The 26,514-nt window shown below is 69.1% G+C and carries 26 protein-coding genes; 11 read left to right on the top strand and 15 right to left on the bottom strand.

Features of this window, described 5'->3' with window-relative positions:
* Window positions 1-22: 22 nt before the first annotated feature.
* Entirely contained in the window at window positions 23-976 is a 954-nt protein-coding gene (locus BMY35_RS16090; RefSeq protein ID WP_093200819.1) for an AraC family transcriptional regulator, read from the bottom strand.
* A gap of 75 nt (window positions 977-1,051) precedes the next feature.
* On the opposite strand from BMY35_RS16090, the gene BMY35_RS16085 reads away from it, so the two are divergent.
* Window positions 1,052-1,870 carry an SDR family oxidoreductase gene (locus BMY35_RS16085; RefSeq protein ID WP_093200816.1) on the top strand — a complete coding sequence of 273 codons (819 nt, stop codon included), beginning with the start codon at window positions 1,052-1,054 and terminating at the stop codon, window positions 1,868-1,870.
* 15 nt (window positions 1,871-1,885) lie between these two features.
* Here the strand turns inward: BMY35_RS16085 and BMY35_RS16080 are convergent, their stop codons facing one another.
* The 5 genes from BMY35_RS16080 to BMY35_RS16060 are packed head-to-tail and all read right to left on the bottom strand — an operon-like array spanning window position 1,886 to window position 6,103.
* On the bottom strand, window positions 1,886-2,656 hold the full coding sequence (locus tag BMY35_RS16080; protein WP_093200814.1) for a class I SAM-dependent methyltransferase: 771 nt from the start codon (window positions 2,654-2,656) through the stop codon (window positions 1,886-1,888).
* An 18-nt stretch (window positions 2,657-2,674) separates the two neighbouring features.
* Window positions 2,675-4,429, bottom strand: coding sequence for an IlvD/Edd family dehydratase (locus BMY35_RS16075; protein ID WP_093200811.1), 1,755 nt, complete (start codon window positions 4,427-4,429; stop codon window positions 2,675-2,677).
* 48 nt (window positions 4,430-4,477) lie between these two features.
* Window positions 4,478-4,984: an O-acetyl-ADP-ribose deacetylase gene (locus BMY35_RS16070; RefSeq protein ID WP_093200809.1), complete on the bottom strand. Its 507-nt coding sequence runs from the start codon at window positions 4,982-4,984 to the stop codon at window positions 4,478-4,480.
* The gene (locus BMY35_RS16065; RefSeq protein WP_093200806.1) at window positions 4,981-5,574 is read right to left on the bottom strand and encodes a hypothetical protein; all 594 of its coding nucleotides are present in this window, start codon (window positions 5,572-5,574) and stop codon (window positions 4,981-4,983) included. Before BMY35_RS16065 ends, BMY35_RS16070 begins: the two co-directional genes overlap by 4 nt.
* 19 nt (window positions 5,575-5,593) lie before the next feature.
* Entirely contained in the window at window positions 5,594-6,103 is a 510-nt protein-coding gene (locus BMY35_RS16060) for an anthrone oxygenase family protein (RefSeq protein WP_093200804.1), read from the bottom strand.
* Between the two features lie 193 nt (window positions 6,104-6,296).
* On the opposite strand from BMY35_RS16060, the gene BMY35_RS16055 reads away from it, so the two are divergent.
* Entirely contained in the window at window positions 6,297-7,283 is a 987-nt protein-coding gene (locus tag BMY35_RS16055) for a sialic acid TRAP transporter substrate-binding protein SiaP (protein ID WP_093200801.1), read from the top strand.
* Here BMY35_RS16055 and BMY35_RS16050 read toward each other — a convergent pair.
* From BMY35_RS16050 to BMY35_RS16040, 4 genes are all read right to left on the bottom strand, one after another.
* Complete coding sequence (locus BMY35_RS16050; RefSeq protein WP_093200798.1) at window positions 7,280-8,704, bottom strand: GTPase/DUF3482 domain-containing protein; 1,425 nt, start codon at window positions 8,702-8,704, stop codon at window positions 7,280-7,282. The genes BMY35_RS16055 and BMY35_RS16050 overlap by 4 nt on opposite strands.
* Window positions 8,701-10,077, bottom strand: a complete 1,377-nt coding sequence (locus BMY35_RS16045; RefSeq protein ID WP_093200796.1) for a DUF2868 domain-containing protein — start codon at window positions 10,075-10,077, stop codon at window positions 8,701-8,703. The genes BMY35_RS16050 and BMY35_RS16045 overlap by 4 nt, the downstream gene beginning before the upstream one ends.
* A 143-nt stretch (window positions 10,078-10,220) precedes the next feature.
* Window positions 10,221-10,421: a hypothetical protein gene (locus BMY35_RS38540; protein WP_143080693.1), complete on the bottom strand. Its 201-nt coding sequence runs from the start codon at window positions 10,419-10,421 to the stop codon at window positions 10,221-10,223.
* A gap of 2 nt (window positions 10,422-10,423) precedes the next feature.
* On the bottom strand, window positions 10,424-11,029 hold the full coding sequence (locus tag BMY35_RS16040; RefSeq protein WP_093200793.1) for a TetR/AcrR family transcriptional regulator: 606 nt from the start codon (window positions 11,027-11,029) through the stop codon (window positions 10,424-10,426).
* Between the two features lie 70 nt (window positions 11,030-11,099).
* Between BMY35_RS16040 and BMY35_RS16035 the strand changes: the two genes are divergently transcribed.
* A complete protein-coding gene (locus tag BMY35_RS16035; RefSeq protein ID WP_093201348.1) occupies window positions 11,100-11,528 on the top strand; it encodes a VOC family protein in 429 nt (142 codons plus the stop codon).
* A 7-nt stretch (window positions 11,529-11,535) separates the two neighbouring features.
* On the opposite strand, the gene BMY35_RS16030 is transcribed toward BMY35_RS16035, so the two are convergent.
* Both BMY35_RS16030 and BMY35_RS16025 read right to left on the bottom strand, forming a co-directional pair.
* Complete coding sequence (locus tag BMY35_RS16030) at window positions 11,536-13,392, bottom strand: ABC transporter ATP-binding protein (RefSeq protein ID WP_093200790.1); 1,857 nt, start codon at window positions 13,390-13,392, stop codon at window positions 11,536-11,538.
* A gap of 21 nt (window positions 13,393-13,413) precedes the next feature.
* Complete coding sequence (locus tag BMY35_RS16025) at window positions 13,414-14,373, bottom strand: LysR family transcriptional regulator (RefSeq protein ID WP_093200787.1); 960 nt, start codon at window positions 14,371-14,373, stop codon at window positions 13,414-13,416.
* Between the two features lie 116 nt (window positions 14,374-14,489).
* On the opposite strand from BMY35_RS16025, the gene BMY35_RS16020 reads away from it, so the two are divergent.
* Complete coding sequence (locus tag BMY35_RS16020) at window positions 14,490-15,329, top strand: DODA-type extradiol aromatic ring-opening family dioxygenase (protein WP_093200784.1); 840 nt, start codon at window positions 14,490-14,492, stop codon at window positions 15,327-15,329.
* A 4-nt stretch (window positions 15,330-15,333) separates the two neighbouring features.
* On the opposite strand, the gene BMY35_RS16015 is transcribed toward BMY35_RS16020, so the two are convergent.
* Window positions 15,334-16,797 carry a glycosyltransferase family 2 protein gene (locus tag BMY35_RS16015; protein WP_093200781.1) on the bottom strand — a complete coding sequence of 488 codons (1,464 nt, stop codon included), beginning with the start codon at window positions 16,795-16,797 and terminating at the stop codon, window positions 15,334-15,336.
* A gap of 139 nt (window positions 16,798-16,936) precedes the next feature.
* Between BMY35_RS16015 and BMY35_RS16010 the strand changes: the two genes are divergently transcribed.
* Together BMY35_RS16010 and BMY35_RS16005 are read left to right on the top strand one after the other, a co-directional pair.
* Window positions 16,937-17,497 carry a cytochrome b gene (locus tag BMY35_RS16010; protein ID WP_093200778.1) on the top strand — a complete coding sequence of 187 codons (561 nt, stop codon included), beginning with the start codon at window positions 16,937-16,939 and terminating at the stop codon, window positions 17,495-17,497.
* A complete protein-coding gene (locus BMY35_RS16005) occupies window positions 17,494-18,333 on the top strand; it encodes an alpha/beta fold hydrolase (RefSeq protein ID WP_093200775.1) in 840 nt (279 codons plus the stop codon). Before BMY35_RS16010 ends, BMY35_RS16005 begins: the two co-directional genes overlap by 4 nt.
* A 3-nt stretch (window positions 18,334-18,336) precedes the next feature.
* Here BMY35_RS16005 and BMY35_RS16000 read toward each other — a convergent pair whose 3' ends face one another.
* Together BMY35_RS16000 and BMY35_RS15995 are read right to left on the bottom strand one after the other, a co-directional pair.
* Complete coding sequence (locus tag BMY35_RS16000) at window positions 18,337-19,350, bottom strand: Bug family tripartite tricarboxylate transporter substrate binding protein (protein ID WP_093201345.1); 1,014 nt, start codon at window positions 19,348-19,350, stop codon at window positions 18,337-18,339.
* A 5-nt stretch (window positions 19,351-19,355) separates the two neighbouring features.
* Window positions 19,356-20,351 carry a Bug family tripartite tricarboxylate transporter substrate binding protein gene (locus BMY35_RS15995; RefSeq protein WP_093200772.1) on the bottom strand — a complete coding sequence of 332 codons (996 nt, stop codon included), beginning with the start codon at window positions 20,349-20,351 and terminating at the stop codon, window positions 19,356-19,358.
* Between the two features lie 155 nt (window positions 20,352-20,506).
* On the opposite strand from BMY35_RS15995, the gene BMY35_RS15990 reads away from it, so the two are divergent.
* The 5 genes from BMY35_RS15990 (at window position 20,507) to BMY35_RS15970 (ending at window position 26,414) form a co-directional block, all read left to right on the top strand.
* Complete coding sequence (locus BMY35_RS15990) at window positions 20,507-21,967, top strand: FAD-dependent oxidoreductase (RefSeq protein WP_093200769.1); 1,461 nt, start codon at window positions 20,507-20,509, stop codon at window positions 21,965-21,967.
* Window positions 21,968-22,072: 105 nt separating this feature from the next.
* Window positions 22,073-22,921, top strand: a complete 849-nt coding sequence (locus BMY35_RS15985) for an IclR family transcriptional regulator (RefSeq protein WP_093200766.1) — start codon at window positions 22,073-22,075, stop codon at window positions 22,919-22,921.
* A 51-nt stretch (window positions 22,922-22,972) separates the two neighbouring features.
* Entirely contained in the window at window positions 22,973-24,268 is a 1,296-nt protein-coding gene (locus BMY35_RS15980) for an aconitase X (protein WP_093200764.1), read from the top strand.
* Window positions 24,265-24,717: an aconitase X swivel domain-containing protein gene (locus BMY35_RS15975; RefSeq protein WP_093200761.1), complete on the top strand. Its 453-nt coding sequence runs from the start codon at window positions 24,265-24,267 to the stop codon at window positions 24,715-24,717. Before BMY35_RS15980 ends, BMY35_RS15975 begins: the two co-directional genes overlap by 4 nt.
* Window positions 24,714-26,414: a dihydroxy-acid dehydratase gene (locus BMY35_RS15970; protein ID WP_093200758.1), complete on the top strand. Its 1,701-nt coding sequence runs from the start codon at window positions 24,714-24,716 to the stop codon at window positions 26,412-26,414. The genes BMY35_RS15975 and BMY35_RS15970 overlap by 4 nt, the downstream gene beginning before the upstream one ends.
* Window positions 26,415-26,514 lie beyond the last annotated feature (100 nt).

Genomic DNA, 26,514 nt, shown 5'->3' with positions numbered 1-26,514 from the left:
CGCTGCGCCGGAGCGAGCCCGCTCAGGTGCCGCTGCTGCTGCCCACGCGGCCGGTGCGCGCGAACGAGCTCGGAGACTGCCCCACCGAACGGCTGAAGGCGGTGCTGAACGCACTGGCCGATTGATAGCCGATGGCATGCGCGACCTCGCCGAGCGAGAGGCCGTCGTGCCACAGCATGTCCCTGGCAAGCGCCATGCGCCATCGCAGCACGTATTCCATCGGCGGCACGCCGAGGATGCGAGCGAAGTGCGAGGCAAACGCTGCGCGCGACATGCCCACCTTCCTCGCGAGATCCTCGATGGTCCAGCGCCGCGCCACGTCCTCGTGGATGAGCCGCAGCGCCTGCGCCATTCGCGCGTTCGCGAGGCCCGCCAGCAGGCCGGAGATCGGTGCATCGTCCTGCGCCGGATGCCAGCGCAGGGCCTCGATCAGCATGATCTCCACGAGGCGCTGCAGGATGGCGTCGCCGCCGGGCCTGGGCGTCGTGTTCTCCTCGTCGATGGCGCGCGCGATCCAGCTCAGGCGCGCCGCGCCGGCGTCGCTGGCCCTTATGTGGACCACCGCCGGCAGGAGCCCCACGAGCAGCGGTGCGCTCGTCGGATCGAACAGGAAGTAGCCGCCGAGCATCCGGACGGCCGCCTCGTCTTCCTGCGCGCCATGACGAATTTCTCCCACCGGGCTCGCATCGGCGACGCGCATGGTGGGGCGCTTCATGGCCTCGAGGTCGCTGCCCATGCGGAAGCCGGGCGTCGCGGGCAGCAGGACGTAGTCGCCGGCCTCCATCAGGAAGGGCTCCGCGGCATCCAGGCTCAGCCAGCAGGAGCCCTCGAGCATCAGGCAGAAGCTGGGATGCCCGTGGTTCGGGTACTGCACGGCCCAGCTGCCTGCACCGCTGATGAACTTCGAGAGCACGGTCCGCGGACGGAGCAGGGCCACGATGGAAGCCAGTGGGTCCGGATTTAGACGATCACGCATGAAACTGAGATTGCACGCGATGGATCGTCTCTGTCAACAAACCTAGCATCGCCCGGTCTTGAAAGGAAACCGAACTTGAAAACCGCACTCATCACCGGCTGCTCCTCGGGCTATGGCAAGGCCACGGCAGAGCACTTCCTGAAACAGGGCTGGAACGTCGTCGCGACGATGCGCAGGCCCGATCCGTCACTGCTGGGCGAGCCGTCGCCGCGCCTTCGCGTGGTCCGCCTCGACGTGACGGATGCCGGCGGCATCGCGCACGCCATCGGCGAAGCCACGGCAGCCTTCGGCAGCATCGACGCGCTGGTGAACAACGCCGGCATCGGCCTGTTCTCGGCCCTCGAAGTCACGCCGATGGACACCATCCGCGAAGTGTTCGAGACGAACACCTTCGGCGTCATGGCAATGACCCAGGCCGTGGTTCCGCTCATGCGCGAGCGCGGGGACGGGACCATCGTCAACGTCACCTCCAGCGTCTGCTTCGCGGGCATGCCGCTGGTCGCGCCTTATGCGGCGAGCAAGTTCGCCATCGAAGGCTTCACCGAGGCCCTGTTCTTCGAACTCGAATCGGTCGGCGTGCGCGTCAGGCTCGTCGAGCCCGGCTACGGCCCCGGAACGGCCTTCACGGCCAACGGCATGGAGCGCATGAACGGCTTGATCTCGCCGCCGTACCAGGCCTACGCGGGGCAGCTCATGGCGCAGTTCGCGAACGCCGGCGCGGTGACGACGCCCGACCAGGTCGCGGAGGCCGTCTTCGCCGCGGCGACGGAAGAGTCGCAGCGGCTGCGCTTTCCGGCCGGGCCGGACAGCGCGCACCTGGCGGATGCGCGGTGGAACAGCACCGACGAGCAGTTCCTTGCCGGCATGCGCTCGATGCTGCGCATGAAGAGGTGAGCCGGGCCCGAAGGCTCAGCGCCGCGTGCCCACCAGCACCGGCTGGAAGAAGGTGCCGTCGATGCGCCGCACGTCCTGCAGCCCCGCTTCCTGCATCAGCTCGCATAGCCGCGTCGTCGGAACGGCGTAGTAGCGCGAGCGCATCACGCGCGTGCTCACGGCGCCGGTGGCGAGGTCTTCGGTGACGAAGAAGAAGCCCAGGTCGTAGTGATCGCCGGTGCCTCCGTTGTCGAAGTCCCAGACCTGGAACAGCACGTGGCGCTTGCCGTCCTCCACGCGCGCGCCGTAGTGCTTCACGAGGTTGCTGCCGCGCTCTTCCTTCGCGTAGTCGCGCACGCTCACGACGCAGCCGCCGCCGGGGCGCAGGCAGGCCGTCATCTGGCGCAGGGCGGTGAGCAGGTCTGCGTCGGTCTGCAGGTGCGGCATCGAGTTGTCGCACGAGATCACGATGTCGAAGCCGCCGCCGTGGTGCGTGTGCGCCTCGCGCATGTCGCACACCGAGAAGGCGATGTCGAGGCCACGCTGGCCGGCTTCCCGCTTCGCGCGCTCGATCTCTTCGGGCGACAGGTCCGAAGCCGTCACCGCATGGCCGAGCGCCGCCAGTCCCAGCGTCTGCGTGCCGATGCCGCATGACACGTCGAGCACCTTGCGATGCGCGCCAGCGCCGGGCCATTCGGAAGCGATGAGCTGCGAGAGCCTGTCGCCCTGCACGCGGATGCTCTCGTTCCAGTCCGGATAGATCAGGTGATAGAGCGGTGCGAGTTCGTCGTAGAAGTCGTTGGTCATGCGTGCATTGTGCGGGGGCTAGCGCGGCACCTTGCCCAGGGTGTCCGGCGCGCGGAGGAAGTCGAAGTCCACGCCCTTGTCGGCCTGCGTCACCGTCTGCAGGAACAGCTTGCGGTAGCCGCGCTCGGCGGTGGGCTCGATCACGGGGGCTTCCTTCGCACGGCGCGCCAGTTCGTCGTCGGCCACCAGCAGCGAGATCTCGCGGTTCGCGACGCTGAGCCGGATGCGGTCGCCGCTGCGCACGTAGGCCAGCGGCCCGCCGATGGCCGACTCCGGCGTCACGTGCAGCACGATGGTGCCGAAGGCGGTGCCGCTCATGCGGCCGTCGGAGATGCGCACCATGTCTTTCACGCCGGCGCGCGCTAGCTTGCGCGGGATCGGGATGTAGCCCGCCTCGGGCATGCCCGGCGCGCCCTTGGGGCCGATGTTCTTGAGCACCAGCACGTCGTGCGGCGCGACGTCGAGCTCGTCGCTGTCGATGCGCCGCGCAAGGTCTTCCGCGTTCTCGAAGACCACCGCTCGGCCCTCGTGCTCCATCAGCGCAGGGTCGGCGGCCGACTGCTTGATGATCGCGCTGCCCGGCGCCAGGTTGCCCCACAGCACTGCGATGCCGCCCTGCGGGTAGATCGGCCGCGTCGCCGTCCGCACCACGTCCTGTCTGAAGCCTGGCCCGGCGCGCTCGATCTCCTCGCCCAGCGTGCGGCCGGTGACGGTGAGCGCGTCGAGGTGCAGCAGCGGCTTGAGTTCGCGCAGCAGCGTGGCCATGCCGCCGGCGGCGTGGAAGTCTTCCATGTAGTGCTGGCCCGAGGGCTTCAGGTCGAGCAGCACCGGCGTCTCGCGGCCCATGCGGTCGAGCGCGTGCAGGTCGATGTCCAGGCCCATGCGCCCGGCGATGGCCGCGAGGTGCACGATGCCGTTGGTCGAGCCGCCGATGGCCAGCAGCACGCGCATCGCGTTCTCGAAGGCAGCCGGGGTCAGCACCTTGTCGATGGTGAGGCGCTCGCGCGCGATCTGCACCGCCTGTGCGCCGGTCTGCTCGGCGATGCGGATGCGGTCGGCCGTGACCGCGGGCGGAGAGGCACCGCCCGGCACCGTCATGCCCAGCGCCTCGGCGATGCAGGCCATGGTGCTTGCCGTGCCCATGACCGAGCAGGTGCCCACGCTCGCCACCAGCTGGTTGTTGACGTCGGCGGTTTCTTCCGCGTCGATCTCGCCCGCGCGGTACCTGGCCCAGTAGCGCCGGCAGTCGGTGCACGCGCCCACGCGCTCGCCTCGATGGCTGCCGGTGAGCATCGAGCCGGTGATGAGCTGGATGGTGGGCAGGCCGGCCGAGGCGGCGCCCATGAGCTGCGCCGGCACGGTCTTGTCGCAGCCGCCGATGAGCACCACCGCGTCCATGGGCTGCGCGCGCACCATCTCCTCGGTGTCCATGGCCATCAGGTTGCGCAGATACATGCTGGTCGGCGCGGCGAAGCTCTCGTGCACCGAGATGGTCGGAAACTCCATCGGCAGGCCGCCCGCGAGCATCACGCCGCGCTTGACGGCCTCGATGAGCTGCGGTGCGTTGCCGTGGCAGGGGTTGTAGGCGCTGCCGGTGTCGGCGATGCCGACCACCGGGCGGTCGAGCGCGGCATCGGTGTAGCCCGCGCCCTTGATGAAGGCCTTGCGCAGGAAGAGCGAGAAGCCGCGGTCGCCGTAGCTGGTCAGGCCCTTGCGCATGCCGGCATTGCTGCCGGCGGCGTTGTCGTCGGGCTCGAAGGGTGATTCGGACATGGGTGTGGGGCTCGTTGTGTGGGGGATTCTTCCTGTCGGCGGTGCCGGCTATGCCAGCGCCGCCTCGTAGACCGCGAGGTCGCCCGGCGAGAAGCAGCAGAAGACGACTTCCTCCAACGTCGTGGAGCCCGCCAATGCCTCGCGCACGGTGTCCACCGCGATCTTCGACGCCAGCTCGACGGGATAGCCGTAGATGCCGGTACTGATGCTGGGGAATGCGATGCTGCGCACGCCTTGCCCGGCGGCCAGCGCCATCGAGCGGCGGTAGCACGACGCGAGCAGTTCGGGCTCGCCCGATTCGCCGCCTCGCCAGACGGGGCCGACCGTGTGGACGATGAAGCGCGCGGGCAGGCGATAGCCCTTCGTGAGCTTCGCATCGCCCGTCTTGCAGCCGCCCAGCAGCCGGCATTCGTGCACCAGCTCGGGCCCCGCCGCGCGGTGGATCGCGCCGTCCACGCCACCGCCGCCGAGCAGCGAGGAGTTGGCCGCGTTGACGATGGCGTCGACCTGCAGTGTCGTGATGTCGGCGCGAATGGCGCGAAGCGTGGCTGTCATGGCGTGGCCTGCGATTTCTTTTCCGATACGGCGAGCGAATTGAGCACGGCGGTCACGGTTTCGCGATTGGAGTTGCCGGCGCCGAGAGTCGTCACCGAAATGTGCACGTCGATCCAGGTGCCTGCGCGGACGTAGTGGGCCCGCACGTGGGAGTTGGAGATGCCGGGCAGCTGTTGTTCGTAGAAGACCACGGCCCAGTCGTTGACCTTGCCGGAAGAGACGTCGGTCGGCGGCGGCAGGCCGTTTTTCTTCGATGCGGCCAGGTCGGCCTGCCATGCCGAGTCGGCACCCGGGAACTGGCTGGCGGGCTCGAACCAGCCCGAGATGACCAGGCCGCGTGCCTCGTCCGAGAAAAAGAAGTACCGCGGATTGTTCGTTGCGCCGCCCGCGCGCGGGTTGCCCTGGACCAGCCTGTCCGAGGGAACCGCGAGGCTCAACCGGCTGGCCGGCACCGTGAGCACATAGGAGCCGGGCTGTTGCGTGAGGGAGATGCGATCGGGCGACGACTGCGCCAGCGAGGCTTGCTGAAGCAGCATCAGCATGCCGATGGCGACGAGAAGCCGGTGAAGGATGTGGCGGAGGGCGGGCATGGCGGGTCCGGGTTTCTCGTCACGCCGCGGTGGCGCGGCTCATCTGGACTGCGGCCAGCGTGAAGGCCAGCGCCGCCACGATGGAGGCCACCGTGCGCACATGGTTCCAGCGCAGCCACGGCTCCACATACGCCGGCCACTGCACGGCCGCGACGGCCGCGGTGGCGTCGGCCCGCGCGAGCGCGTCGTTCATCGGCACGTTGACGATGCGCGTGAGCGCGAAGGAGCCCACCACGTAGGCGAGCGCTCCCACGATCAGCCACACGGAGATCCAGCCGGCCGGCGTCAGCACCGCGCGCAGCCCCAGCACCACGCCCAGCACGGCGGTGCCCACGAAGATGCCGAGGAACACCGGGTTGAGGATGACGACGTTGATGTGCTGCATCGCCGCCATGCCCTGCTCGGGCGGCATGCGCGAGAGCGCCTTCATGATGGTGTTCGAGAAGGTGAAGAACAGGCCCGCGATGAGCCCCGATCCGAGTGCGGCGAGCACGGTGAGCGGAAGCACGTAGGCATTCAGGAACGACATGCGGGGTCTCCTCCGGTTCTGGTCTGGTGGGCAGGCATCGTAGGCGCGCCGACAGGAGTCGGGCAAACCCGCTCCCGATGTTTGTATCAAATCCTTACGATTCCCGCGCCGGACGAATTCGCCCGGCGTCCGCCTGCAGCCATGGCGCCGATCTTGCATGTGGCCGGACTGTTTTCAACCCGAGGGAGAGTCGATGAAAAGCTTGTTGCCGCGGCGCCGCGCCGGCTTGCTCTTTTGCATGGCGTTCGCCGCAGTGGCGGTGGCCCATGCCCAGGTGCTGCAGTTCAAGTGGGGCCATGTGTACGAGCCCGCGAGCATCTTCCACCAGCAGGCCGAGCTGGCGGCGCGCAAGATCGCCGAGCAGTCCGAAGGCAAGATCAAGATCGAGGTGGTGCCATCCTCGAAGCTGGGGCAGGAGGGCGACTTTCCGCTGATGCTGGCGAACGACTCGGTGCAGATCGCCTACGTCGGGCAGGCCACGCTGGCCGAGGGCTATCCGCCGCTGAGCCTGGGGAGCTATCCCTTCGCCTTCAAGGACCTCGACCACATGCGCAAGTACCTCGCGAGCCCGTTGCTGGCGGAGCTGATGAAGGGCTACAACGAGAAGAGCGGCAACCGCATGGTCGCTTCCGTCTACTACGGTGCGCGCCAGGTCACCTCGGCGAAGCCCCTGGCCAGGCCCGAGGACTTCCGCGACCTGCGCCTGTACGTTCCCGCCGCTGCCGCCTACCAGCTCTTCGCCACCGCGCTCGACGCCAAGCCGGTGACGCTGCCCTTCATGAGCCTCTACGGCTCGCTCAAGAAGAACGAGGTGGAGGCGCAGGAAAACCCGCTGGACATCGTCAAGTCGAAGAAGCTCTTCGAGGTACAGAAGTACGTGCTGCTCACCGCGCACGTCTACGACACGCTGGGCATCGTCATCGGCAAGGCCGCGTGGGGCCGGATGACGCCGCAGCAGCAGGCGATGGTCGAGAAGGTGCTCGCGGAAACCGCCAAGTGGACCAACGTCGGCGTGATCGCGGGCGAGCTGGAAGACGAGAAATTCCTGCGCGACAAGGGCATGACCGTGACGCAGGCCAACCGGCAGCCGTTCCTGGAGCGGGTCGTCAAGCGCTCCACGCCCGAGCAGCTCGGTGCGCGCCCGGGCGACTACGCACGGCTGCAGGCGCTGGCGAACTAGGGCGTTTCGACGAAGGCGCGCTGCAGCGCCAGCGACAGCTCAGCCACCAGCGCCTCGCGCTGCGGCGAAGGGCGCCAGAAGCTGCGCGTGGCGATGCCGCCCGACTCCCACTCGGGGTGGTTGCGTGCCGGCTGCGCACCGCGTACGGCAGCCGCGGCGGCCCGCGTGGGGGCGTCGCCGTCCCTGGGCGACTCGGCGGCGATGCGCTGAGTGGCGGCGTGGCCGCGCTGCTCCAGCGCCTGCGTGAGCTTCAGCTGCCACGCGACCAGCGTGAACAGCACGCCGTCTTCCACTGTGAGCTCGTGCACATCGCGCAGCTTGTTGGCCAGCTTGCGGCCCAGCGGCCCCCAGCCTTGCGACACCGCGCCGCCGATGGCACCGCCGAGGGCAGCGCCCGCGCCGAGCGAGATGCCGGCCACGGCGAGGTCGGCCACCACGCCCACAGCGGCGCCGATGACCGCGCCCTTGCCCAGGCGCAGGCCCGCGTCCTTCATGGCCTCGGGGCTGAAGAAGTCGAGCGTCCAGCGGCCTTCGATGATCGGCAGCGGGGCTTCGTCGGCGTCGCCCTGGCGGAAGCCGTAGAGCGCGAGCAGGTCGTCGGTGCAGCGCTGGGCCTTGTCGAACACGGCCTTCTGCAGCGCCGCGACGAGCGCCTTGCGGCGCGCATCGTCGGCGAATTCGGTGGATGAGACCGTGCGCCGCACCGCGGCGGCATCGACCAGCAGGCCGGCGATGCGCGTGCATGCCGACTGCCTGCGTTCGGCCGCTTCGGAGGCCAGCGCGTCGACCACGCCGCGCAGCAGGTCGCGGCGATCGCGCAGCAGCGTGGCGAGGTCGTCGTACAGGTCCTGCTCGGCGCCGACGAAGGGCGCCGCCGCATCGAAGCGCACCTGCACGTGCAGGCCGTAGGCGGAGAGCAGTTCTTTCCAGGCGGGCTCGCGGCTGGCGGCGTCGCGCACGAAGTTCAGCACCGGCAGCACCGGGCGCGCGCAGGAGTTGAGCAGCTCGATCTCGTCTTGGAACTTGGGCAGCACCGGCTCGCGCACGTCGATGACCAGGAAGGCCGCGTCGATGTCGAGCATGGTGCGCAGCACCTTGGCCTCCTGCTCGAACACGCCGTGGGCCTCGGGACCCTGCAGGAACTTGCGGATGCGCTCCGGCGGTGTCGCCTGCGCGTCGAAGCCGGCAAGGTGCTCGCGCAGCGCGACGGCGTCCTCGAGGCCGGGCGTGTCGAAGAAGCGCACGGCGGCCTCGCCGTTCACCTCGAGATCGACCGACTCGACATGGCGCGTGGTGCCCGGGCGCTGCGACACCTCGCCGAAGTCGACACGCCGCGTGAGCGTGCGCAGCAGGGAAGTCTTGCCCGCGTTGGTGTGGCCAACGACGGCGATGCGGACGGCTTGCTGTTGCTGCTGCGTCATGGCGCGATGTCCAGGCGGTCGCTGGCCGTGATGCGCTCCAGTCCGGTGTCGCGCAGCCAGTCGAGCCAGCGTTGCGTGGCGCCGGCATCGGGGGCGCCAGTCAGCCACAGACGGCATTCGCCGCAATGCATCAGCACCTCGCGCAGGAAGCGTTCGGTGCCCCGGTCGGGGCTCGATGCCGCATGGCAGACCACCAGCGCCGTGCGCGGGCGGGCCTGCGCCAGCTGGTCGAGCAGGGCGCGTCGCGCGGGGGCACTGCCGTCGATGCGCTGCGCGTGCGTTGCGAGTTCGGCGGGAAGCGCGGCCGGCGGCCAGGGCGTGTCCGGCGGCAATTCGAAGCCGATGACGAAGAGGGCGTCATGCAGTTGCGAGTCCGGCAGGCTTGCGGGCATGGCGCCGCGCAGGCGGCCCGGGTCGGCGTCGACGATGGTTGCCGGCGCCAGCGCGGTGAAGCGGGCCGCCAGCTTGCGGTAATAGGGCTCGTGCCATTCGGGTTGCAGCGCCTTGCGCCGGCTGCGCAGGACGGCCGCGCTGAGCAGCGCCAGCACGAGGCGCGGCAGCAGTCCGTAGACGACGATGCAGCCGGTGAGCCACAGCGCCCAGGTGCGCTGGCCGGCGGAGCCGGGGGCGGCGGCCATCACGGTGGCGGCATCGGGCACGGGAAAGCCGAGCTTCGCCGGCGCCCAGCCCAGCGCCTGCACCGCGCGCACGAAGAATTCCGGATCGAGGATCGTCGTTTCCCAGCTCAGCGTGTAGCTGCGGAACGCGAGCGCGAACAGCATCGCGGCCAGCACCACCGCGAACGACAGCGACCAGATGCCGTGGCTCACCAGCCCGAAGGCCCAGGGCAGCAGCTTCGCGCGCGACAGCAGCCCCGTGGCCGCGCGCACCAGCACGGGAGCCTGCCCGCGCTTGCCGCCGGCAACTCGCGCGGTGAGCGACAGCCAGATCCAGCCGAGCGACGCGGTGTTGACGGAGCCGAGCGGCAGCCACAGGCCCAGGAGCCAGAGCAGCAGCGTCAGCGCATGCAGGCCCAGCAGGCTCGCGAGCGCGACGATCACGTTGATGTGGCGCTCGCCGCCGCCGACCACGTTGCCCGCCAGCCCCAGACCCGCGACCACGATCAGCGCCGCGAGTCCGAGCAGCACCCAGGGCGCCCATTGCCGGGCACGCGCGAGTTCGGGCTGGAGGCCGATGCGCTCGCCGAGCAGCAGCGCGCGCTGGGTGATTCGCCCGTGGGCATCGGCTGTATGGGAAGCAGCCAGGCGCAGGGCCTGCGCGTCGTCTAGCGGACCGCTTTGTTCGGTCCATCGGATCGCCTCGGTGATCACCGCATCCGGAAAGGCAGGTTCGCGCAGCGCGGTGTTGGTCAACAGGGTCCCTTCGCAGCCAGTCGATGTCGCTCAATGAGGCCCCGTGCGGTGCAGGGGCGCGCAAATTATGCCCGGCACGTTCCGGCCGGCCACGACGAAGAACGGGGCCGCGAACGGCCCCGTTTCAGGGGATGCGCGTGGGCCTAGCGGAGGCCGAAGAACGAGAGAACGGCGACGACGACCACGACCAGACCGACGATGTAGATGATGGAATTCACGCGATGACTCCTCTGCTGTGTTGAAGACGAAATCAGCATTGCGCTTCCTTCGAGGCCTTGCTGTCGGCAGGGGGCGGCGGGCGCTGTAGGCGCGTGCGAAGCGCGGCACCACGGCTTGTCCGGCATCGTCAGCGCTTCCTGGCAGGGCCCAGCGTGCGTTCCAGCAGCCACAGCATCGCCGTGCGGGTTTCCTCCACGCCGGCACCGGCGTCGATGGCCAGCGCGGCCCGGTCGAAGGCCGCCGCGAGCAGGGGGGTGATGGCGTCGAGCGAGACCTCGTCCTTGCCCACGCCGGCGCGTGCCAGTCCCTCTCGAAGCGAGGCGGCCGAGGTCGCGTTGTCCATGGCCACGATCTCCTCCATGCCCAGCACCGCGGGGCCGTCGATCAGCAGCAGCCGCGTGCGGCCCGGCGCCGTCATCGCGTTCAGGTAGGCCTTGCTGCCCTCGAGCAGCGCCTCGCGCGGCGTGAGCTGCTCGGGCGCGGCCGCCTCGATGTCGGCCGCCACGGCCTGGCCCTCGCGCAGCAGCACCTGCCGGAACAGGTCGCGCTTGTCGGTGAAGTGGTGGTACAGCGCGCCGCGCGTGATGCCCGCGGCCACCGCGATCTCGGGCGTGGAGGTGTCGCCGTAGCCCTTGTCGACGAAGAGGGCGCGCGCGGCATCCAGCAGCGCGAGGCGGGTGGTTTCGGTGCGCTCGCGGTTGGTCCTGACCGTTGCCGATGTGGTCTTGCTCATTTACATGCAGTCTGTCTGTAAGTTATATTCAATTTACATGCAGTCTGTATGTTAAATGAAAGGACTCACCGTGAAAGTGACGAGCTACTACCCCGTTCTCATGACCAACGACGTCGCCGGAACGGCGGATTTCTACAAGGCGCATTTCGGCTTCGTGCCGTTGTTCACCAGCGACTGGTATGTGCACCTGCAACTGGCGGACGAGCCCTCGGTGAACCTCGCCGTGCTCGACGGCCGGCACGAAACCATCCCCGCCGCCGCGCGCGGGCAGGTGGCGGGCGGCACGCTGCTGAACTTCGAGGTGGACGACCCCGACGCGGTGCACGACAGGCTCAAGGCCGCCGGCCTGCCGATCCTGCTGCCGCTGCGCGACGAGGCCTTCGGGCAGCGCCACTTCATCACGCGCGACCCGAACGGCGTGCTGATCGACGTCATCAAGCCGATCCCGCCGAGCGGGGAGTTCGTCGCGCAATACGAGGCCGGCGCTTTGCCGACCTGAGGACCCCTCAGGCGCGCAGTGCCTCGTCTTCCTCGAGGCTGTCGCCCAGGAAGCCGCCGCTCTGGTGCGCCCACAGCCGCGCGTACAGGCCGCCTTGCGCCATCAGCGTGCGGTGGTCGCCTTCTTCCACCACGCGGCCCTCGTCGAGCACGATCAGCCGGTCCATCGCGGCGATGGTCGAGAGCCGGTGTGCGATGGCGATCACGGTCTTGCCTTCCATCAGTGCATAGAGGCTCTGCTGGATGGCGGCTTCCACCTCGGAGTCGAGCGCGCTGGTGGCCTCGTCGAGCAGCAGGATCGGTGCGTCCTTCAGCATCACGCGCGCAATCGCCACGCGCTGGCGCTGGCCACCCGAGAGCTTCACGCCGCGCTCGCCCACGTGCGCCTCGTAGCCGCGCCGGCCGCTCGCGTCGCCCAGCGTCTGGATGAAGTCGTGCGCCTCGGCGCGCTTCGCGGCCGCCTCGATCTGCTCCTTCGTGGCATCGGGCCGGCCATAGGCGACGTTGTCGGCCACCGAGCGGTGCATGAGCGAGGTGTCCTGCGTGACCATGCCGATGTGGCTGCGCAGCGAGTCCTGCGTGACGTGCGCGACGTCCTGCCCGTCGATCAGGATGCGGCCGCTTTCCAGGTCGTGGAAGCGCAGCAGAAGGTTGACCAGCGTCGACTTGCCCGCGCCCGAGCGGCCGACCAGGCCGATCTTCTCGCCGGGCTTCACCGTCAGCGTCAGGTCGTCGATCACGCGGCGGCCCGCGTCGCCATAGCGGAAGCTCGCATGCTCGAAGCGCACCTCGCCGCGCGGCACCTCGAGCGCCTTCGCGTCGGAGGCGTCGATCACCGTGCGCGGGCGCGACAGCGTCTTCATGCCGTCCTGCACCGTGCCGATGTTCTCGAACAGGCTGGTCATCTCCCACATGATCCAGTGCGACATGCCCTGCAGCCGCAGCGCCATCGCCGTGGCAGCCGCCACCGCGCCCACGCCGACCGAGCCGTGCGACCACAGCCACAGCGCAACGCCCGCCATGCCGGCCGTGAGGCCCATGCTCAGCGTGTGGTTGACGATCTCGAAGGCGCTCACCAGCCGCATCTGGCCGTAGCCCGTCTTCATGAATTCGCGCATCGCGTCGCGCGCGAAGCCGGCCTCGCGCTGCGTGTGCGAGAACAGCTTGACGGTAGCGATGTTGGTGTAGGCATCGGTCACGCGGCCGGTCATCAGCGCGCGGGCGTCGGCCTGCTCCTTGCCGACCTTGCCCAGGTGCGGCACGAAGTACACGAGCGAGCCGATGTACAGCGCCAGCCAGATCAGGAAGGGCCAGACCAGCTGCGCGTCGAGCACGCCCACCAGGATGATCATGGTGGCCACGTACACGCCCATGGCCACCAGCACGTCGGCCAGCACGAACACGGTGTCGCGCACCGCCAGCGCGGTCTGCATCACCTTGGCCGTGATGCGGCCGGCGAACTCGTCCTGGTAGAAGGCCATGCTCTGGCCCAGCATCAGCCGGTGGAAGTTCCAGCGCAGGCGCATCGGCAGGTTCACCGCGAGCGTCTGGTGCTTGACGATGGTCTGCAGCGCCACCACCAGGATGCTGATCACCAGGAACGCGGCCAGCCACATGAGCGTGTCGCCGCGGTCCTGCCACAGGCGCGAGGGCTCCTGGCCTGCAAGCCAGTCGACGATGCGGCCGAGGATCGCGAACAGCGCCGCCTCGAAGATCGACATCACGGCGGTGAGCAGCGCCATCACCCCGATCTTGCCCCGCACGCCGTGCGTGCAGGCCCAGAGGAAGGCGAGGAAGCCCTGCGGCGGCAGCGCGGGTTCGGCGGCGGGGTAGGGGTGAAGGAGTTTTTCGAAGAAGCGGAACAAGGGCGGAGTCTCCCGGAGAGCTCAGGACTTTAGCCGCGCATGCATGACCTTGCCCCGAAAAGGTGCGTTCTTCAGGAAGCGTTCAGCAGGCTCCATGCTGCCGAGCCTTTCGCCCAGGAAGTCGATGAAAGTACGCAGTTTGGGCGACATGTACTGCCGGCTGGTGTACACCGCGAAGAGCGTCACGGGCGTGGCCTCGAACTCGGGCAGCAGCCGCACCAGACGGCCCTGCGCGATGTCGTCGTCGATCAGCCACGCCGGCATGTAGGCGATGCCCATGTCCGCGCGCACCGCATGCAGCGTGAGCGTGGTGTCGTCGGAGCGCATGGCCGGCACCAGCCGCAGCGGAAACATCCGCCCGCCCGGCCCCTTGAGCGCGAGGTTGTCCAGGTTCACGTAGCTGGGCACGATCGCGCCCAGCCTCGCGAGGTCGGCCGGCACCGAGGGCAGGCCGCCCATGCGTTCCAGGTAGGCCGGCGTGCCCGCGAGGAAGAAGGGCACCCGGCACAGCGGCCGGGCGATCAGCGCGGGCGAGGGCTCCTGCGTGGCGCGCAGCGCGAGGTCGTAGCCGTCGGCCGCGAGATCGACCTTGCGGTTCTCCAGGTGCATGTCGACCAGCACTTCCGGGTACTTCTCGCGATAGTCGGCCAGCACCCGGGCGAAGCGCGGCGTGGCGCACCACACGGGCGCGCTCACCTTGAGCTGGCCGCGCGGCGTGTCGTGCGCCTGGCCGATGGCAGCCTCGGCCGCGTCGAGCAGGTCCAGCGCGCGACGGCTCTGCTCGTACCACGCGGTGCCGGCCTCGGTCAGGCTCAGGTGGCGGCTGGAGCGGTGCAGCAGGCGCGCCCCGAGCGACTTCTCCAGCTGCGCGACATGCTTGCTCGCCATCGGCGGCGACATGCCCATGCGCTCGGCCGCCGCCACGAAGCTGCCCGCCTCCACGACTTCTCGGAATACCCGCAGGCTGGTCATCCGGTCCATGAAAGAACGTCCTTCTCGAAGATTTCCTGGGAGGAACTGATTCGATGCATCGTAGCCTGTCGATTTCTTCCGGGGAAATGTCTAGAGTCGATGCAACGCTTTCAAGGAGCATCGACTTGACCCAGGACAACGCTACCGCCACGAATACTTCGTCTTCGCGCCTGCCGACCTACTTCATCTCCCACGGCGGAGGCCCCTGGCCCTGGATGAAGAAAGAAATGGGCCCCACCTACGACCAGCTCGAAGCCTCGCTGGCCGACATGCCGCGCCAGATCGGCCGCACGCCCAGCGCCATCCTCGTGGTGTCGGCGCACTGGGAGGCGCCCGCCTTCACGGTGCAGGGCAACCCCAAGCCACCCATGATCTACGACTACGGCGGCTTCCCCGCCCACACCTACGAGGTGCACTACGACTCGCCGGGCTCGCCCGAACTGGCGCAGCGCGTGCAGTCGTTGATCGCCGCGGCCGGCCTGCCGGCGCAGATCGACCCGCAGCGCGGCTACGACCACGGCATGTTCTCGCCGATGGCCGCGATCTACCCCAAGGCCGACGTGCCCGTGGTGCAGCTCTCGCTGCGGCGCGGACTCGATCCGGCCGAGCACCTGGCGCTGGGTCGAGCCATTGCGCCCTTGCGCGACGAGAACGTGCTGATCGTCGGCAGCGGCCTGAGCTACCACAATCTGCGCAACTTCGGCCCGCAGGCGCACGGCGTGTCGAAGGCCTTCGACGACTGGCTCGAAGCGGCGGTGGCGAAGAGCTCCGCCGGCGAGCGCAGCGCGCAGCTGCTCGACTGGGAGTCAGCCCCCGCGGCGCGCATGGCGCATCCGCGTGAGGAGCACCTGATTCCGCTGATGGTGGCCGTCGGCGCTGCCGAGGGAGAAGCCGGCGAGCGCGTGTATCACGAGGATGCCTTCATGGGTGGGCTCGTGGTGTCGAGCTTCCGGTTCGGCGGCTGAAGGTTCATCGATCGCGCCGCACCCCATCGGCATCCACCAGCCCCACGCGCGTCTGCCTTCCCCACGTACCGCGCCCCGTCAGAAACATCCACCACCCCCACGCCGCGCCCGTGTGCCGCAGGATCTGGAAGGTGAACGGCTCGATCAGCGCGGCCGCGAAGGCCTGCCCGAAGCCGGCCTTGCCGCTGCCGGAGCCGATCCAGCGCCGGTAGAGGTGCACCGACCACAGGTGGAAGGCAAGGTCGAGCACGATCTTCGCGCCGATCACGCCGGCCACTGGCGCCAGCACGCCGAGGTTGCCGCGCACCAAGTACACCAGCAGCAGCCCGAAGGCTGCCAGGCCGTAGAGCGGCTGCAGGGTGTCGACGGCCTTCACCGGCAGCATCGCGACGCCGAGCCAGCCGTAGCGCCGGTCGCCGACCATTGCGCGGTACCAGAACTGCGTCTGCAGGAAGCCGCCGAACCAGCGGCGGCGCTGGCGCAGGAAGGCGCCGGTGCTGCTCGGCGCGTCGGTGTGCGCTTGTGCTTCGCCGAGCACGCGCACCGTCCATGGCAGGCCGTGTGCCTGGGCGTGGCGATGCAGGCGGTGGATGAGCTCGTAGTCTTCCACCAGGCAGTCGGTGTCGAAGCCGCCCACGGCGCGCACCGCCTCGGTGCGAAAGCCGGCGAAGGCGCCCGAGATCAGCAGCAGGCCGTTGACGCGCATCCATGCATAGCGCGAGAGGAAATTGCGGATGTACTCATAAGTCTGGAACCACTGGAAGCAGCGGCCGGCCAGCGTGCGGCTGCACACGGGCGTGATGACGCCGGTGGCTGCGACGAGCCCCGGTTCTTCCGAGAAGGCGCGGCGCACGGCGCCGATGGCTCGGCTGTCGAGCAGCGTGTCGCCATCGACGGTGAGCACGATGTCGGTGTCGATGCACAGGACGGCCGCGTTCAGTGCCACCGCCTTGCCGCCATGGGGCAGGCGCAGCCAGTACAGCGAAGGATGCGTGGCGCTGGGGGCGCTCAGTTCGCCGAGACCCGGCGCTACGAGTCCGTATTGCGTGGCGAGCAGCTCGGCCGTGCCGTCGGTCGAGCCGTCGTCGGCGATCACGATGCGGTCGGGCGCGTCGGTCTGGCCGAGCAGGGCGGCGAGCGTCACCGGTAGCACGGCCGCCTCGTTGTGCGAGGCGACGATCACGCCAAGCGTGTTGCGTCGCGCGGTGGCCGCAGGTGAGGGCGCGGGCCGGGGCCGCAGTATCGGCAGGGTCATCCACGCGACGAACAGCAGCAGCACGGTGTCGTACAGCACGTAGGCCACGCCCACCGACCAGGCGCCTACGTTCACGGCCTTGAAGGCCATGGCGAAGAGCAGGGCCCACAGCACGAGCACGCTGCCGTGGATGAGCCAGCTTCTCAGCGGCGTGCCGGGTGGAGACAGGCGCGGCGAGGCGGCCAGGAAGGCGCGTTGGAGAGAGTCGTTCAAGGGATGTCGTCCGGGCGGCTGTCGGTCGGTGGTTCGCTGGTACGTAAAGACTCGGCCTGCGGTTTCGAAAAGCCCGGGGAATGCCGGGACAATCGCACGCGCTCCCGACTGAGTCGGCCCACGCCCGAAAATTCCCCGCATGCTCGCACAAACCCGCTACACCCGAACCGCCATCGCGCTGCACTGGCTGATCGCGGTGCTCATGATCTTCAACATCGCCCTGATCCTGCTGGTCGACCGCTATCCCGACGACTGGGTGCGTCCGGCCATCGACACCCACAAGTCCATAGGCATCACGGTGCTGGGCCTGGTCATCATGCGCATCCTCTGGCGTGCCACGCACAAGCCGCCGGCCATGCCGGGCTCCTACGGGGCCTTCGAACGCTTCGCGGCCCATGCGGCCCATGGCGTGCTCTATCTGCTGATGATCCTGCTGCCGCTGTCGGGCTGGATGCACGACTCGGCCTGGAAGGACGCCGCCACGCATCCGATGCAGCTCTTCGGCCTGTTCGAATGGCCTCGCATCGGCTGGATCATGGCCATCGAGCCGACTGTGAAGGAGGCATGGCACACCGTGCTGGGAGGCGTGCACGCATGGGCCGGCTATGTGCTGTACGTTCTCTTCGGCCTGCACGTGCTGGCCGCGCTCAAGCACCAGTTTCTCGACGGCGAACGTGAACTGCAAAGGATGTGGCCATGAACGCCGACCTCATCGCGCGCATCGACGCGCTCTCGACCCATCATGATCCGGTGCACGAGGGCGTGCGCGTGCGCTGGCGCCGCTTCGGCACGGACACCTCCCGCCCGCCGCTGGTGCTGCTGCACGGCGGCCACGGCAGCTGGATGCACTGGCTGCGAAACGCCGAGGCGCTGTCGGCCGGCCGCACGCTGTGGCTGCCCGACATGCCGGGCTTCAATGAATCTGACGCACCGCCGCGCGTGGCGTCCGGCGAAGACCCGCTGAAGCCTTTGCTCGCCGCGCTCGGCGGCACGCTCGACCAGCTCATCGGCGCGGGCACCGTCATCGACCTCGGCGGCTTCTCGTTCGGCGGACTGACGGCCGCGCGCTTCGGGGCCGGTCGCGGCGCGGTCCGCCGCCTCGCGCTCATCGGCAGCGGTGGCCACGGCACGCTGAGGCGCATGACGGCGCAGATGATCAACTGGCGCGCCGCCCCCGACCGCGAGGCTGAACGGGCCGCGCTGCTGAACAACCTCGCGGCGCTGATGCTGCACGACCCGGCCGCCATCGACGCGCTGGCCTTCGAGATCCACGATATCTCCTGCCATGGCACGCGCTTTCGCAGCAAGGAGGTGTCGCAATCGGGCGGGCTGCAGCAGGCGCTCGGCACATTGAATGTGCCGACGCTGCTGCTGTGGGGCGAATTCGACGTCACCGCCGACCCGCGCCCGCTGGTCGCGCAGCTGGCAACCGAAGGGCCTGCGCGCGAGGGCGTGGTGGTCGACGGTGCCGGCCACTGGGCGCAGTACGAGCGCGCCGACGAGGTCAACGCGCGGCTGGTGGACTTTTTCCGCTGATCCTTACTGCGACTGCTTCACCAGCCCCAGCTTGCGGATGATGTCGCCCCACTGGTCGTAGGTCGCGCGCGTCAGGTCGGCCAACTGCTGCGGGCTCGACGACTCGGCCTCGTACGCACCCTGGCGGAAGAACTCGCGAGTAGCCGGCATCGCCAGCACCTGCGCCAGCGCGGCGTTGAGCTTTTCGACCACCGGCGCCGGAATGCGTGCCGGTCCGTAGAAGCCCAGCCAGCTCGGCATGTCGACGCCGCTCACGCCCTGTTCGCCCATGGTGGGCACGTCGGGCAGCATCGGGCTGCGCTTGGGCGCTGCCACCGCCAGCATGCGCACCTTGCCGGTGGCGGTGTTCTGGATGGCGTTGGGTGCCGCGTCGAAGTAGTACTGCACGCGGCCTGCGAGAAAGTCCTTGGCCGCGTCGGCGCCACCCTTGTAGGGCACGTGCACCACGTCCAGGCCGGCCTGCCGTGCGAAGGCCTCGCCGTAGATGTGCGACGAGGTTCCGGTGCCGAAGGAGGCGTAGCTCATCTTCCCCGGGTTGGCCTTGATGTACGCCACCAGCTCCTGCACCGTTCGCGCCGGCACGCTCGCGTGCACCGTCAGCACCAGCGGGCCGCGCGCGCCGAGCGAGATGGGCGTGAGGTCCTTGAACGGGTCGTAGCGAACCTGCGCCAGCGTCTGCGGGTTCTGCGCCACCACGGAGGAGGGCGCGTACATGAAGGTGTAGCCGTCGGGCGCGGAACGGATCACTTCCTCGGTCGCGAGGATGAAGCTCGCGCCCGGCCGGTTCTCCACGATCACCGGCGTCTGCAGCACCTCGCCGAGCTTGTTGGCGACGAAGCGTGCCTGCGCGTCCGAGGCGCCGCCGGCCGCCAGGCCCAGCACGATGCGGATGGTGCGGCCCTTGTCCGGGAAAGGCGCGGCGGCATGCGCCGGCAGCAAGGGGCTCGCGGCGCCGAGCGCGAGCCAGGCGGCGAACCGGCGCCGGTGTAGCGGAAAGGAGAAAGAAGAAGCCTGCATGTCGCTCATTGTTTGACCAACCCGACCTGCTGCACCATCGCGCCCCAGCTGTCGTAGGTCGAGCGCGTGATGCCGGCGAATTCCTCCGGCGTGGTGGCGCCCGCCTCGTAGCCGCCGCTGCGATAGAACTCCTGCACCTGCGGCATCGCCAGCACCTTCGCGAGCGCCGCGTTGAGCTTCGCGACCACCGGCGCCGGCATGCGCGCCGGCCCGTAGAAGCCCAGCCAGCTCGGCAGGTCGAGCCCCGCGTAGCCCTGCTCGGCGAAGGTGGGCACGTCGGGCAGCGCGGCGATGCGCGCGCCGGCGGCCACCGCGAGGATCTTCACCTTGCCGGAGGAGGCGGTGATGATGGCCGAGGAGGCCGAGTCGAACATGTACTGCACGCGTCCGCCGATCAGGTCCTTCGCCGCGTCGGAGCCGCCCTTGTACGGGATGTGCACCGCATCGATGCCGGTCTTCTTCACGAAGGCCTCGCCGTAGATGTGCGAGGAAGTGCCTGCGCCGAACGAGGCGTAGCTCACCTTGCCCGGGTGCGACTTCACGTAGGCCACGAGCTCCTTCACGTTGTTGACCGGCACGCTGGTGCTCAGCGACAGCACCAGCGGCCCGCGCCCGCCCATCGAGATGGCGGTGAAGTCCTTGAACGGGTCGTAGGGCACCTGCGCGAATGTGTGCGGGTTCTGCGCCATGGTGGACGAGGGCGCGTACAGCAGCGTGTAGCCGTCGGGCAGGGCGCGCGACACCTCGTTGGCCGCCAGCATGGTGCTGGCGCCGGGCTTGTTGTCGACGATCACGCTGGTGTTCAGGACCTCGCCGAGCTTCTGCGCAACGATGCGCGCCTGCGCGTCGGTGCCGCCGCCGGCGGTGAAGCCCACGACGATGCGGATGGGCTTGCCGCGCGCCGGAAAGTCCTGCGCCACGGCCAGGGGCGCGAGGCCCAGCAGGGCCGCGGCACTGAGGGCCGAGCCGAAGGCACGGCGGGTGCCGTGAAGTTTCTTCATCGATGTCTCCGTTGGAATGCTTCTTCAATATTGATCTTGAAATCCATAAAAATCCATATTTGCTAGGGAATACCCCAAATATTTGCCTTTTGAGTTTGACAAAATGGAAAGTGAAATCAAAATACGACGAAACAAGCCAAGCCGAGAACGCATTCATGAAAACTGTCGTCCGTACCGACGAGCGCATCCTGTCCTCCGACATCTTCGACCGCGACAGCCGCGTCAAGCGGCCTGACCACGGCAGCTGGGCCGAGCCCGGCAAGAAAATTCCGGTCTATCACCGCTGCGGCGTGCTGGTGGTGGGCGGCGGCCCCTCGGGCACCGCCGCTGCCGCCGCCGCCGCCCGTGCGGGCGCCGACGTGGCGCTGCTCGAGCGCTACAACCACCTGGGAGGCTTGTCGACCGGCGGCCTGGTCATCTGGATCGACCGCATGACCGACTGGGAGGGCAAGCTGGTCATTCGCGGCTTTGCCGAAGAGCTGTTCGACCGCCTGCCGGCCGAGGCCATCGCCGGCCCGGTGCGCGAGGACTGGGGCTCGCAGGACACGGCCAAGGCCGCGCACTGGTCGCAGCGCACCGCCGCCTACCACGGCATCGTCACCTGGTCGCCCACCATCGACCCCGAGCGGCTGAAGCTGCTCTCGCAGGAGATCGTGCTGGAGCGCAAGGTCAAGCTCATCTACCACTCGTGGGCCGCCATTCCCATCGTGCAGGACGGCGCCGTCAAAGGGGTGGTGTTCGAGAGCAAGGAAGGTCGCATGGCCATCATGGCCGACGTGGTGGTCGACGCCACCGGCGACGGCGACCTGTTCGCCCGTGCCGGCGCCGAGTACGTGAACGACATCGAGGAAGCCGACGTGCATCACTGCATGAACACCTCCTGGCTCTTCGGCGGCGTGGACATGAACCGCTGGATCGAGTTCAAGGCCGGCCAGCCCGAAGCCTTCACCGCCTTCATGGCGGGCGGGCGCGAGCAGTGCGGCCTGTTCGAGCGGCCCTTCGTCTCGTGGCGCAACGACGTGGCGCTCTTCATGGGGCCGCGCCAGTCGGGCTACTCGGCGCTCGACGTGGACGACCTCACCGCCGTGGAGGTGCGCTCGCACCGCGCCATGGCCGCGCATCTCGATTACTTCCGCGCCCACGCGCCGGGTTTCGAGAACGCCTACCTGATGCTGAGCGCGCCGCAGATCGGCGTGCGCCATGCGCGGCGCCTCGTCGGCGTGGGCTCGGTGTTGCGCAGCCAGTGGCCCGACGGCGTGCCGCTGGCGGACGAGATCGGCGTGTCGCCCGCCGTCTCGCCCAAGTTCCCGAACATCTCCATTCCCTACGGCGCGCTGGTGCCGAAGCAGCTCGACGGCCTGCTGGCCTGCGGGCGCCACATCTCCTGCGACCGCAACTCGCACGGCTTCATGCGCGAGATTCCGCAGTGCTGGATCACCGGCCAGGCCGCCGGCGTGGCCGCGGCGCTGGCCTCGCGCGGCGGTATCGAGCCGCGCTTCATCGACGTGGGTGCGCTGCAGTCCGAGCTGCTGGAGCAGGGCGTGTACCTGCGTGCTGGTGCCGATGCGGGGCAGGGCGCGGCGACCTCGCCCGCCACTGCCGAAGCCGGTGCCTGATGAGCCTTCACCGGAACCTGCGCGGCCATGAACCCGGCAGCCCTCCACCCGCGAGCCTCTACATTCGGTAGTCCCGATCCTGAGAGTCTTGCGAAGGGTTCCTCCATGTCCACAGAAAAGAACGACACCTCTTTCTCCCCGGCCGAGCAGGCCGACGCGCGCGGCGAGCGCTCCGACACCGTGAGCGCGCTGGAGCGCGGCATCTCGGTGCTGCGCTGCTTCAGCGAAGAGCGCCCGGTGCTGGGCCATGCCGACCTGGCGCGCATGACCGGCATTCCGCGCCCCACCGTCAACCGGCTGGTCGCCACGCTGCTCTCGCTGGGCATGCTCAAGCCGGCGCAGGCGCCCGACCGCTTCATGCTCGGCCCGGGCGTGGTGTCGCTGTCGCGCGTGTTCCTCGGCAGCCTCGACGTGCGCGCCGCGGCGCGGCCCAGCATGCAGGCGATGGCGGAAGAGGTCGGCGCCTCGGTCTACCTGGCGGTGCGCGACGGCATGGAGATGGTGCTCATCGAAGCCTGCCGCCCACGCTCGTCGATGCTGTCCGCCCGGCTCGATGTGGGCTCGCGCGCGCCGCTGGCCAACTCGGCGCTCGGCCGCGCGTATCTCTCTGCACTGCCCGAGGCGCAGCGCAACCAGCTCGTCGATTCGATGCGCCTGCTGCGCGGCCCCGAGTGGGACAGCATCGCGCCCAACATGAACCGCGCCATCGGCGAATCGAAGCGGCTGGGCTATTGCCTGTCGCTCGGCGAGTTCCACCGCGAGATCAATTCGGTGTCGGTGCCTCTCATCGGGCCCGACGGCGAGGTGATGGCGCTCAACGGCGGCGGCGCCGCCTTCGTTTTCACCGAGGAGCGCCTGCGCAACGAACTCGCGCCGCGCCTGCATGACATCGCGCTGAGCATCGCGCGCGACATCGGCGGGCACGTACCTACCCCCACACCCTCGCCGGGCTAGCGGTCCGGCCGGGGCTCGACCCCACGACACAGAAGAACGGAGACACAGGTCATGCACCTGAGCGATGAAGAAAAAGCCATGTACGACGGGCGAGACGGCCCGGCCGTGCAGAAGGCGATGGACCTGCTGGTGCGCTACGGCGAAGCATTGGGCGCCGAGCGACTGGTCGAGACGCGCAACGTCTGCGCCACCATCACATCGACCACGCCTTTCCAGCGCGATTTCGCGCTCGCCAAGGGCGGCGGCATGGACGCGGTGTTCTCCGAATTCAGCCTCGACAGCCAGGAGACCGTCGAGATCCCGAAGTTCAAGGTCTTCACCAGCCACCTGCAGCTGGGGTTCGATCCCGGCCAGCCCGAACGCATGGGCGTGAGCGAGGAGATCGTGCGCTTCTACGAGAAGAGCGAGCGCCACGCCGCCGGCCTCGGCGCGCAGATCATGAACACCTGCACGCCCTACCAGGTCGGCAACATCCCGACGCGCGGCGAGCACTGCGCGTGGATGGAGTCGTCGGCGGTCGTGTACTGCAACTCGGTGCTGGGCGCGCGCACCAACACCGAGGGCCGCGAGAGCACCGGCGCCGCCATGCTCACCGGCCGCATTCCGTACTGGGGCTACCACCTCGACCAGAACCGCCGCGCCACGCACGTGGTCGAGCTCGACATCGAGGTCGAGTCGGTGCAGGACTGGGGCCTGCTCGGCTACTACATCGGCGAGCACGTGCAGGAGCGCGTGCCGGTGGTGCACAGCCGGCGAGGCATCTCGCGGGTGCCGAACCTGCCGAGGCTCAAGCACTTCGGCGCCGCGGCGTCGTCCTCGGGCGGCGTGGAGATGTATCACATCGCCGGCGTCACGCCCGAGGCGCTGACGCTGGAGCAGGCGCTCGGCGGAAAGGCGCCCGCGGAGGTGCTGCGCTACGGAGAGGCAGAGCGCCGCGCCACCTACGAGAAGATCAACATCACGGCCAAGGACGCCGAGGTGCAGTACGTGATGCTGGGCTGCCCGCACTACACCATCGAGCAGATCTGGGAAGCCGCGCAGCTCATAGAAGGGCGCAAGGTGCACCCCGACTGCGAGCTGTGGATCTTCACGCCGCGCGCCATCAAGGCGCTGGCCGACCGCAACGGCTACACGAAGATCATCGAGGACGCTGGCGGCATCATCATGGGCGACAGCTGCTCCGCCATGAGCCGCGCCGTGCCCAAGGGTACGAAGACCGTCGCGCTCGACTCGGCCAAGCAGGCCCACTACTTGCCCGCCATCCTCGGCGTGCAGGCCTGGTTCGGCAGCACGGCCGAATGCATCGACGCAGCCTGCACGGGCCGCTGGAACGGAGCCTACGCATGAGCGACGCAGTCATCACTGAACAAACCATCATCATCCGCGGTCGCAAGGTCGTGGGCGGCGTTGCGGAAGGCGAGGCGCTGGTCACGCGCGACCGCATCTCGGGCTGGGGCGGCATCGATCCGCGCACCGGCACCGTCATCGAGACGCGGCACGAGCTGCGCGGGCAGAGCTTCGCGGGCAAGGTGCTGGTGTTTCCGGGGGCCAAGGGCTCCTCGGGCTGGTCGGCCATGTTCCACATGACGCGGCTCATGAACTCGGCGCCGGCCGCGTTCCTCTTCAACGAGATGACGACCAAGATGGCGCTGGGCGCCGTGGTCACGCATTCGCCCGCGATGACCGACTTCGAGCGCGACCCGCTCGAATGCATCGAAACCGGCGACTGGGTGCGCGTGGATGCCGACCGAGGGGTGGTCGAGATCACGAAGAAGAGACTGGAAGGTGCCGCATGACCCGCCCCCTGCGCAGCAACTTCCCGCGTGGCTCCTATCTCTGGTCGGTGCGCAACGCTCACTGGCGCGCGCTCGGCATTCCGGAAGAGGACTGCGAGAAGCCCAAGATCGCCATCGTCAACAGCTCCTCGGAGCTGGCCGCCTGCTTCAGCCACCTCGACCGCGTGGCGGTGGAGGTGAAGGCCGCCATTCGCGCGGCCGGCGGCGTGCCCTTCGAGATCCGTACCGCCGCGCCCAGCGACTTCATCACGGGCGCTGGTGCGCGCGGCGCCTACATGCTCGGCGCGCGCGACCTGGTCACCAACGACATCGAGGTGGCGGTCGAGGGCGCGCAGCTCGACGGCATGGTGTGCCTCACCTCCTGCGACAAGACCGTGCCGGGCCAGCTCATGGCGGCCGCGCGGCTCAACATCCCGACGCTGCTCGTGCCCTGCGGCTACCAGCCCAGCGGCGAGTACAAGGGCCACCACATGGACATCGAGGAGGTGTTCATCGGTGCCATGCATGCCGTCACGGGCAACCTGCCGGTGGAAGAGCTCGTGGGCATGAGCCGCGAGGCCATTCGCGGCCCCGGCGTGTGCTCGGGCCTGGGCACGGCCAACTCGATGCACATCGTCTGCGAGGCGCTGGGCCTGGCCCTGCCGGGCAGCGCGCCGGTGGCGGCGCTGAGCCCGAAGATGATGGACGACGTGCGCGCGGCCGGCACGCGCATCGTGCGGATGGTGCTCGACGACCTGAAGCCGCGCGACATCCTCACACACGGCGCCTTCGTCAATGCGGTGCGCGCGGTGCTGTCCATCGGTGGTTCGCTCAACACGGCCAAGCATCTGCAAGCCGTTGCGACTGAAGGGGAGTGCGGCGTCGACGTGTACGGCCTCTTCGAAAGCCTCGGCCCGACGACGCCGGTGCTGGCCGGCGTGCGGCCCATCGGCGGACATTCCATCGAAGCCTTCGAGGCGGCGGGCGGTTGCCGCGCGCTGATGAAGCAGCTCGAGCCGCTGCTCGACACCGGCGTGCTCACCGTCACCGGCGGCACTGTCGCCGACAACCTGCGCAGCGCCGAAGTGGCCGACGCCGAGGTGATCCGCCCCATCGACCGGCCGGTGGCGCCGCTGCCGGCCATCGTGCTGCTGCGCGGCAACCTCGCGCCCGAGTCGGGCCTCATCAAGACCGGCATCGCCGAGCGCAAGGTGCGGCGCTTCACCGGCCCGGCCGTGTGCTTCTGGACTTCGGACGCGGCCATTGCCGCGCTGAAGAAGGGCGAGATCGTGCCCGGCCAGGTGATCGTGATGCGCGGTGCCGGTGCCTGCGGCGGTCCTGCCATGGGCGGCGGCGCATCGCGCGTGGTCTTCGCCGTCGACGGCGCGGGGCTCGGCGACCAGGTCGCGCTGCTCACCGACGGCCATCTCTCGGGCCTGGTTTGCAAGGGGCTCGTGGTAGCCGAGGTATCGCCCGAAGCCGCGCTCGGCGGCCCGCTCGGGCTGGTGCGCGACGGCGACGTCATCACCATCGACCTCGACGCGCGCCGCCTCGACATCGACCTGACAGACGCCGAACTGCAGGCGCGCCGCGACGGCTGGCAGCCGCCGCCGCCGGTGCATGACACCGGCTGGCTGCAGCAGTACCGGCGCAACGTGAGTCCGCTTTCCAAGGGCGCGGTGCTCGTGCGCACCGAACGCGCCGAGCCTCCGGGCTAGACCTTTTTCACCCCGGCCTTCGCCGACCGGTGCGGACCCCCGTCCGCACCCGGTGGCGCAGCCCTGCGCGTTCGTTCCGAGTTTTTCAACCCAAGAGAAG

This window comes from Variovorax sp. YR750, assembly GCF_900109805.1.
In the GTDB taxonomy this organism is placed as follows: domain Bacteria; phylum Pseudomonadota; class Gammaproteobacteria; order Burkholderiales; family Burkholderiaceae_C; genus Variovorax; species Variovorax gossypii.
This window is presented reverse-complemented; position numbering and strand designations above follow the sequence as displayed.

What these genes read in the sequence shown, in the direction of transcription:
- BMY35_RS16090 (WP_093200819.1), bottom strand. Translation starts at nt 976, where the DNA reads ATGCGTGATCGTCTAAATCCGGACCCACTGGCTTCCATCGTGGCCCTG.
- BMY35_RS16080 (WP_093200814.1), bottom strand. Translation starts at nt 2,656, where the DNA reads ATGACCAACGACTTCTACGACGAACTCGCACCGCTCTATCACCTGATC.
- BMY35_RS16075 (WP_093200811.1), bottom strand. Translation starts at nt 4,429, where the DNA reads ATGTCCGAATCACCCTTCGAGCCCGACGACAACGCCGCCGGCAGCAAT.
- BMY35_RS16070 (WP_093200809.1), bottom strand. Translation starts at nt 4,984, where the DNA reads ATGACAGCCACGCTTCGCGCCATTCGCGCCGACATCACGACACTGCAG.
- BMY35_RS16065 (WP_093200806.1), bottom strand. Translation starts at nt 5,574, where the DNA reads ATGCCCGCCCTCCGCCACATCCTTCACCGGCTTCTCGTCGCCATCGGC.
- BMY35_RS16060 (WP_093200804.1), bottom strand. Translation starts at nt 6,103, where the DNA reads ATGTCGTTCCTGAATGCCTACGTGCTTCCGCTCACCGTGCTCGCCGCA.
- BMY35_RS16055 (WP_093200801.1), top strand. Translation starts at nt 6,297, where the DNA reads ATGAAAAGCTTGTTGCCGCGGCGCCGCGCCGGCTTGCTCTTTTGCATG.
- BMY35_RS16050 (WP_093200798.1), bottom strand. Translation starts at nt 8,704, where the DNA reads ATGACGCAGCAGCAACAGCAAGCCGTCCGCATCGCCGTCGTTGGCCAC.
- BMY35_RS38540 (WP_143080693.1), bottom strand. Translation starts at nt 10,421, where the DNA reads ATGCCGGACAAGCCGTGGTGCCGCGCTTCGCACGCGCCTACAGCGCCC.
- BMY35_RS16040 (WP_093200793.1), bottom strand. Translation starts at nt 11,029, where the DNA reads ATGAGCAAGACCACATCGGCAACGGTCAGGACCAACCGCGAGCGCACC.
- BMY35_RS16025 (WP_093200787.1), bottom strand. Translation starts at nt 14,373, where the DNA reads ATGGACCGGATGACCAGCCTGCGGGTATTCCGAGAAGTCGTGGAGGCG.
- BMY35_RS16010 (WP_093200778.1), top strand. Translation starts at nt 16,937, where the DNA reads ATGCTCGCACAAACCCGCTACACCCGAACCGCCATCGCGCTGCACTGG.
- BMY35_RS16005 (WP_093200775.1), top strand. Translation starts at nt 17,494, where the DNA reads ATGAACGCCGACCTCATCGCGCGCATCGACGCGCTCTCGACCCATCAT.
- BMY35_RS16000 (WP_093201345.1), bottom strand. Translation starts at nt 19,350, where the DNA reads ATGCAGGCTTCTTCTTTCTCCTTTCCGCTACACCGGCGCCGGTTCGCC.
- BMY35_RS15995 (WP_093200772.1), bottom strand. Translation starts at nt 20,351, where the DNA reads ATGAAGAAACTTCACGGCACCCGCCGTGCCTTCGGCTCGGCCCTCAGT.
- BMY35_RS15990 (WP_093200769.1), top strand. Translation starts at nt 20,507, where the DNA reads ATGAAAACTGTCGTCCGTACCGACGAGCGCATCCTGTCCTCCGACATC.
- BMY35_RS15985 (WP_093200766.1), top strand. Translation starts at nt 22,073, where the DNA reads ATGTCCACAGAAAAGAACGACACCTCTTTCTCCCCGGCCGAGCAGGCC.
- BMY35_RS15980 (WP_093200764.1), top strand. Translation starts at nt 22,973, where the DNA reads ATGCACCTGAGCGATGAAGAAAAAGCCATGTACGACGGGCGAGACGGC.
- BMY35_RS15975 (WP_093200761.1), top strand. Translation starts at nt 24,265, where the DNA reads ATGAGCGACGCAGTCATCACTGAACAAACCATCATCATCCGCGGTCGC.
- BMY35_RS15970 (WP_093200758.1), top strand. Translation starts at nt 24,714, where the DNA reads ATGACCCGCCCCCTGCGCAGCAACTTCCCGCGTGGCTCCTATCTCTGG.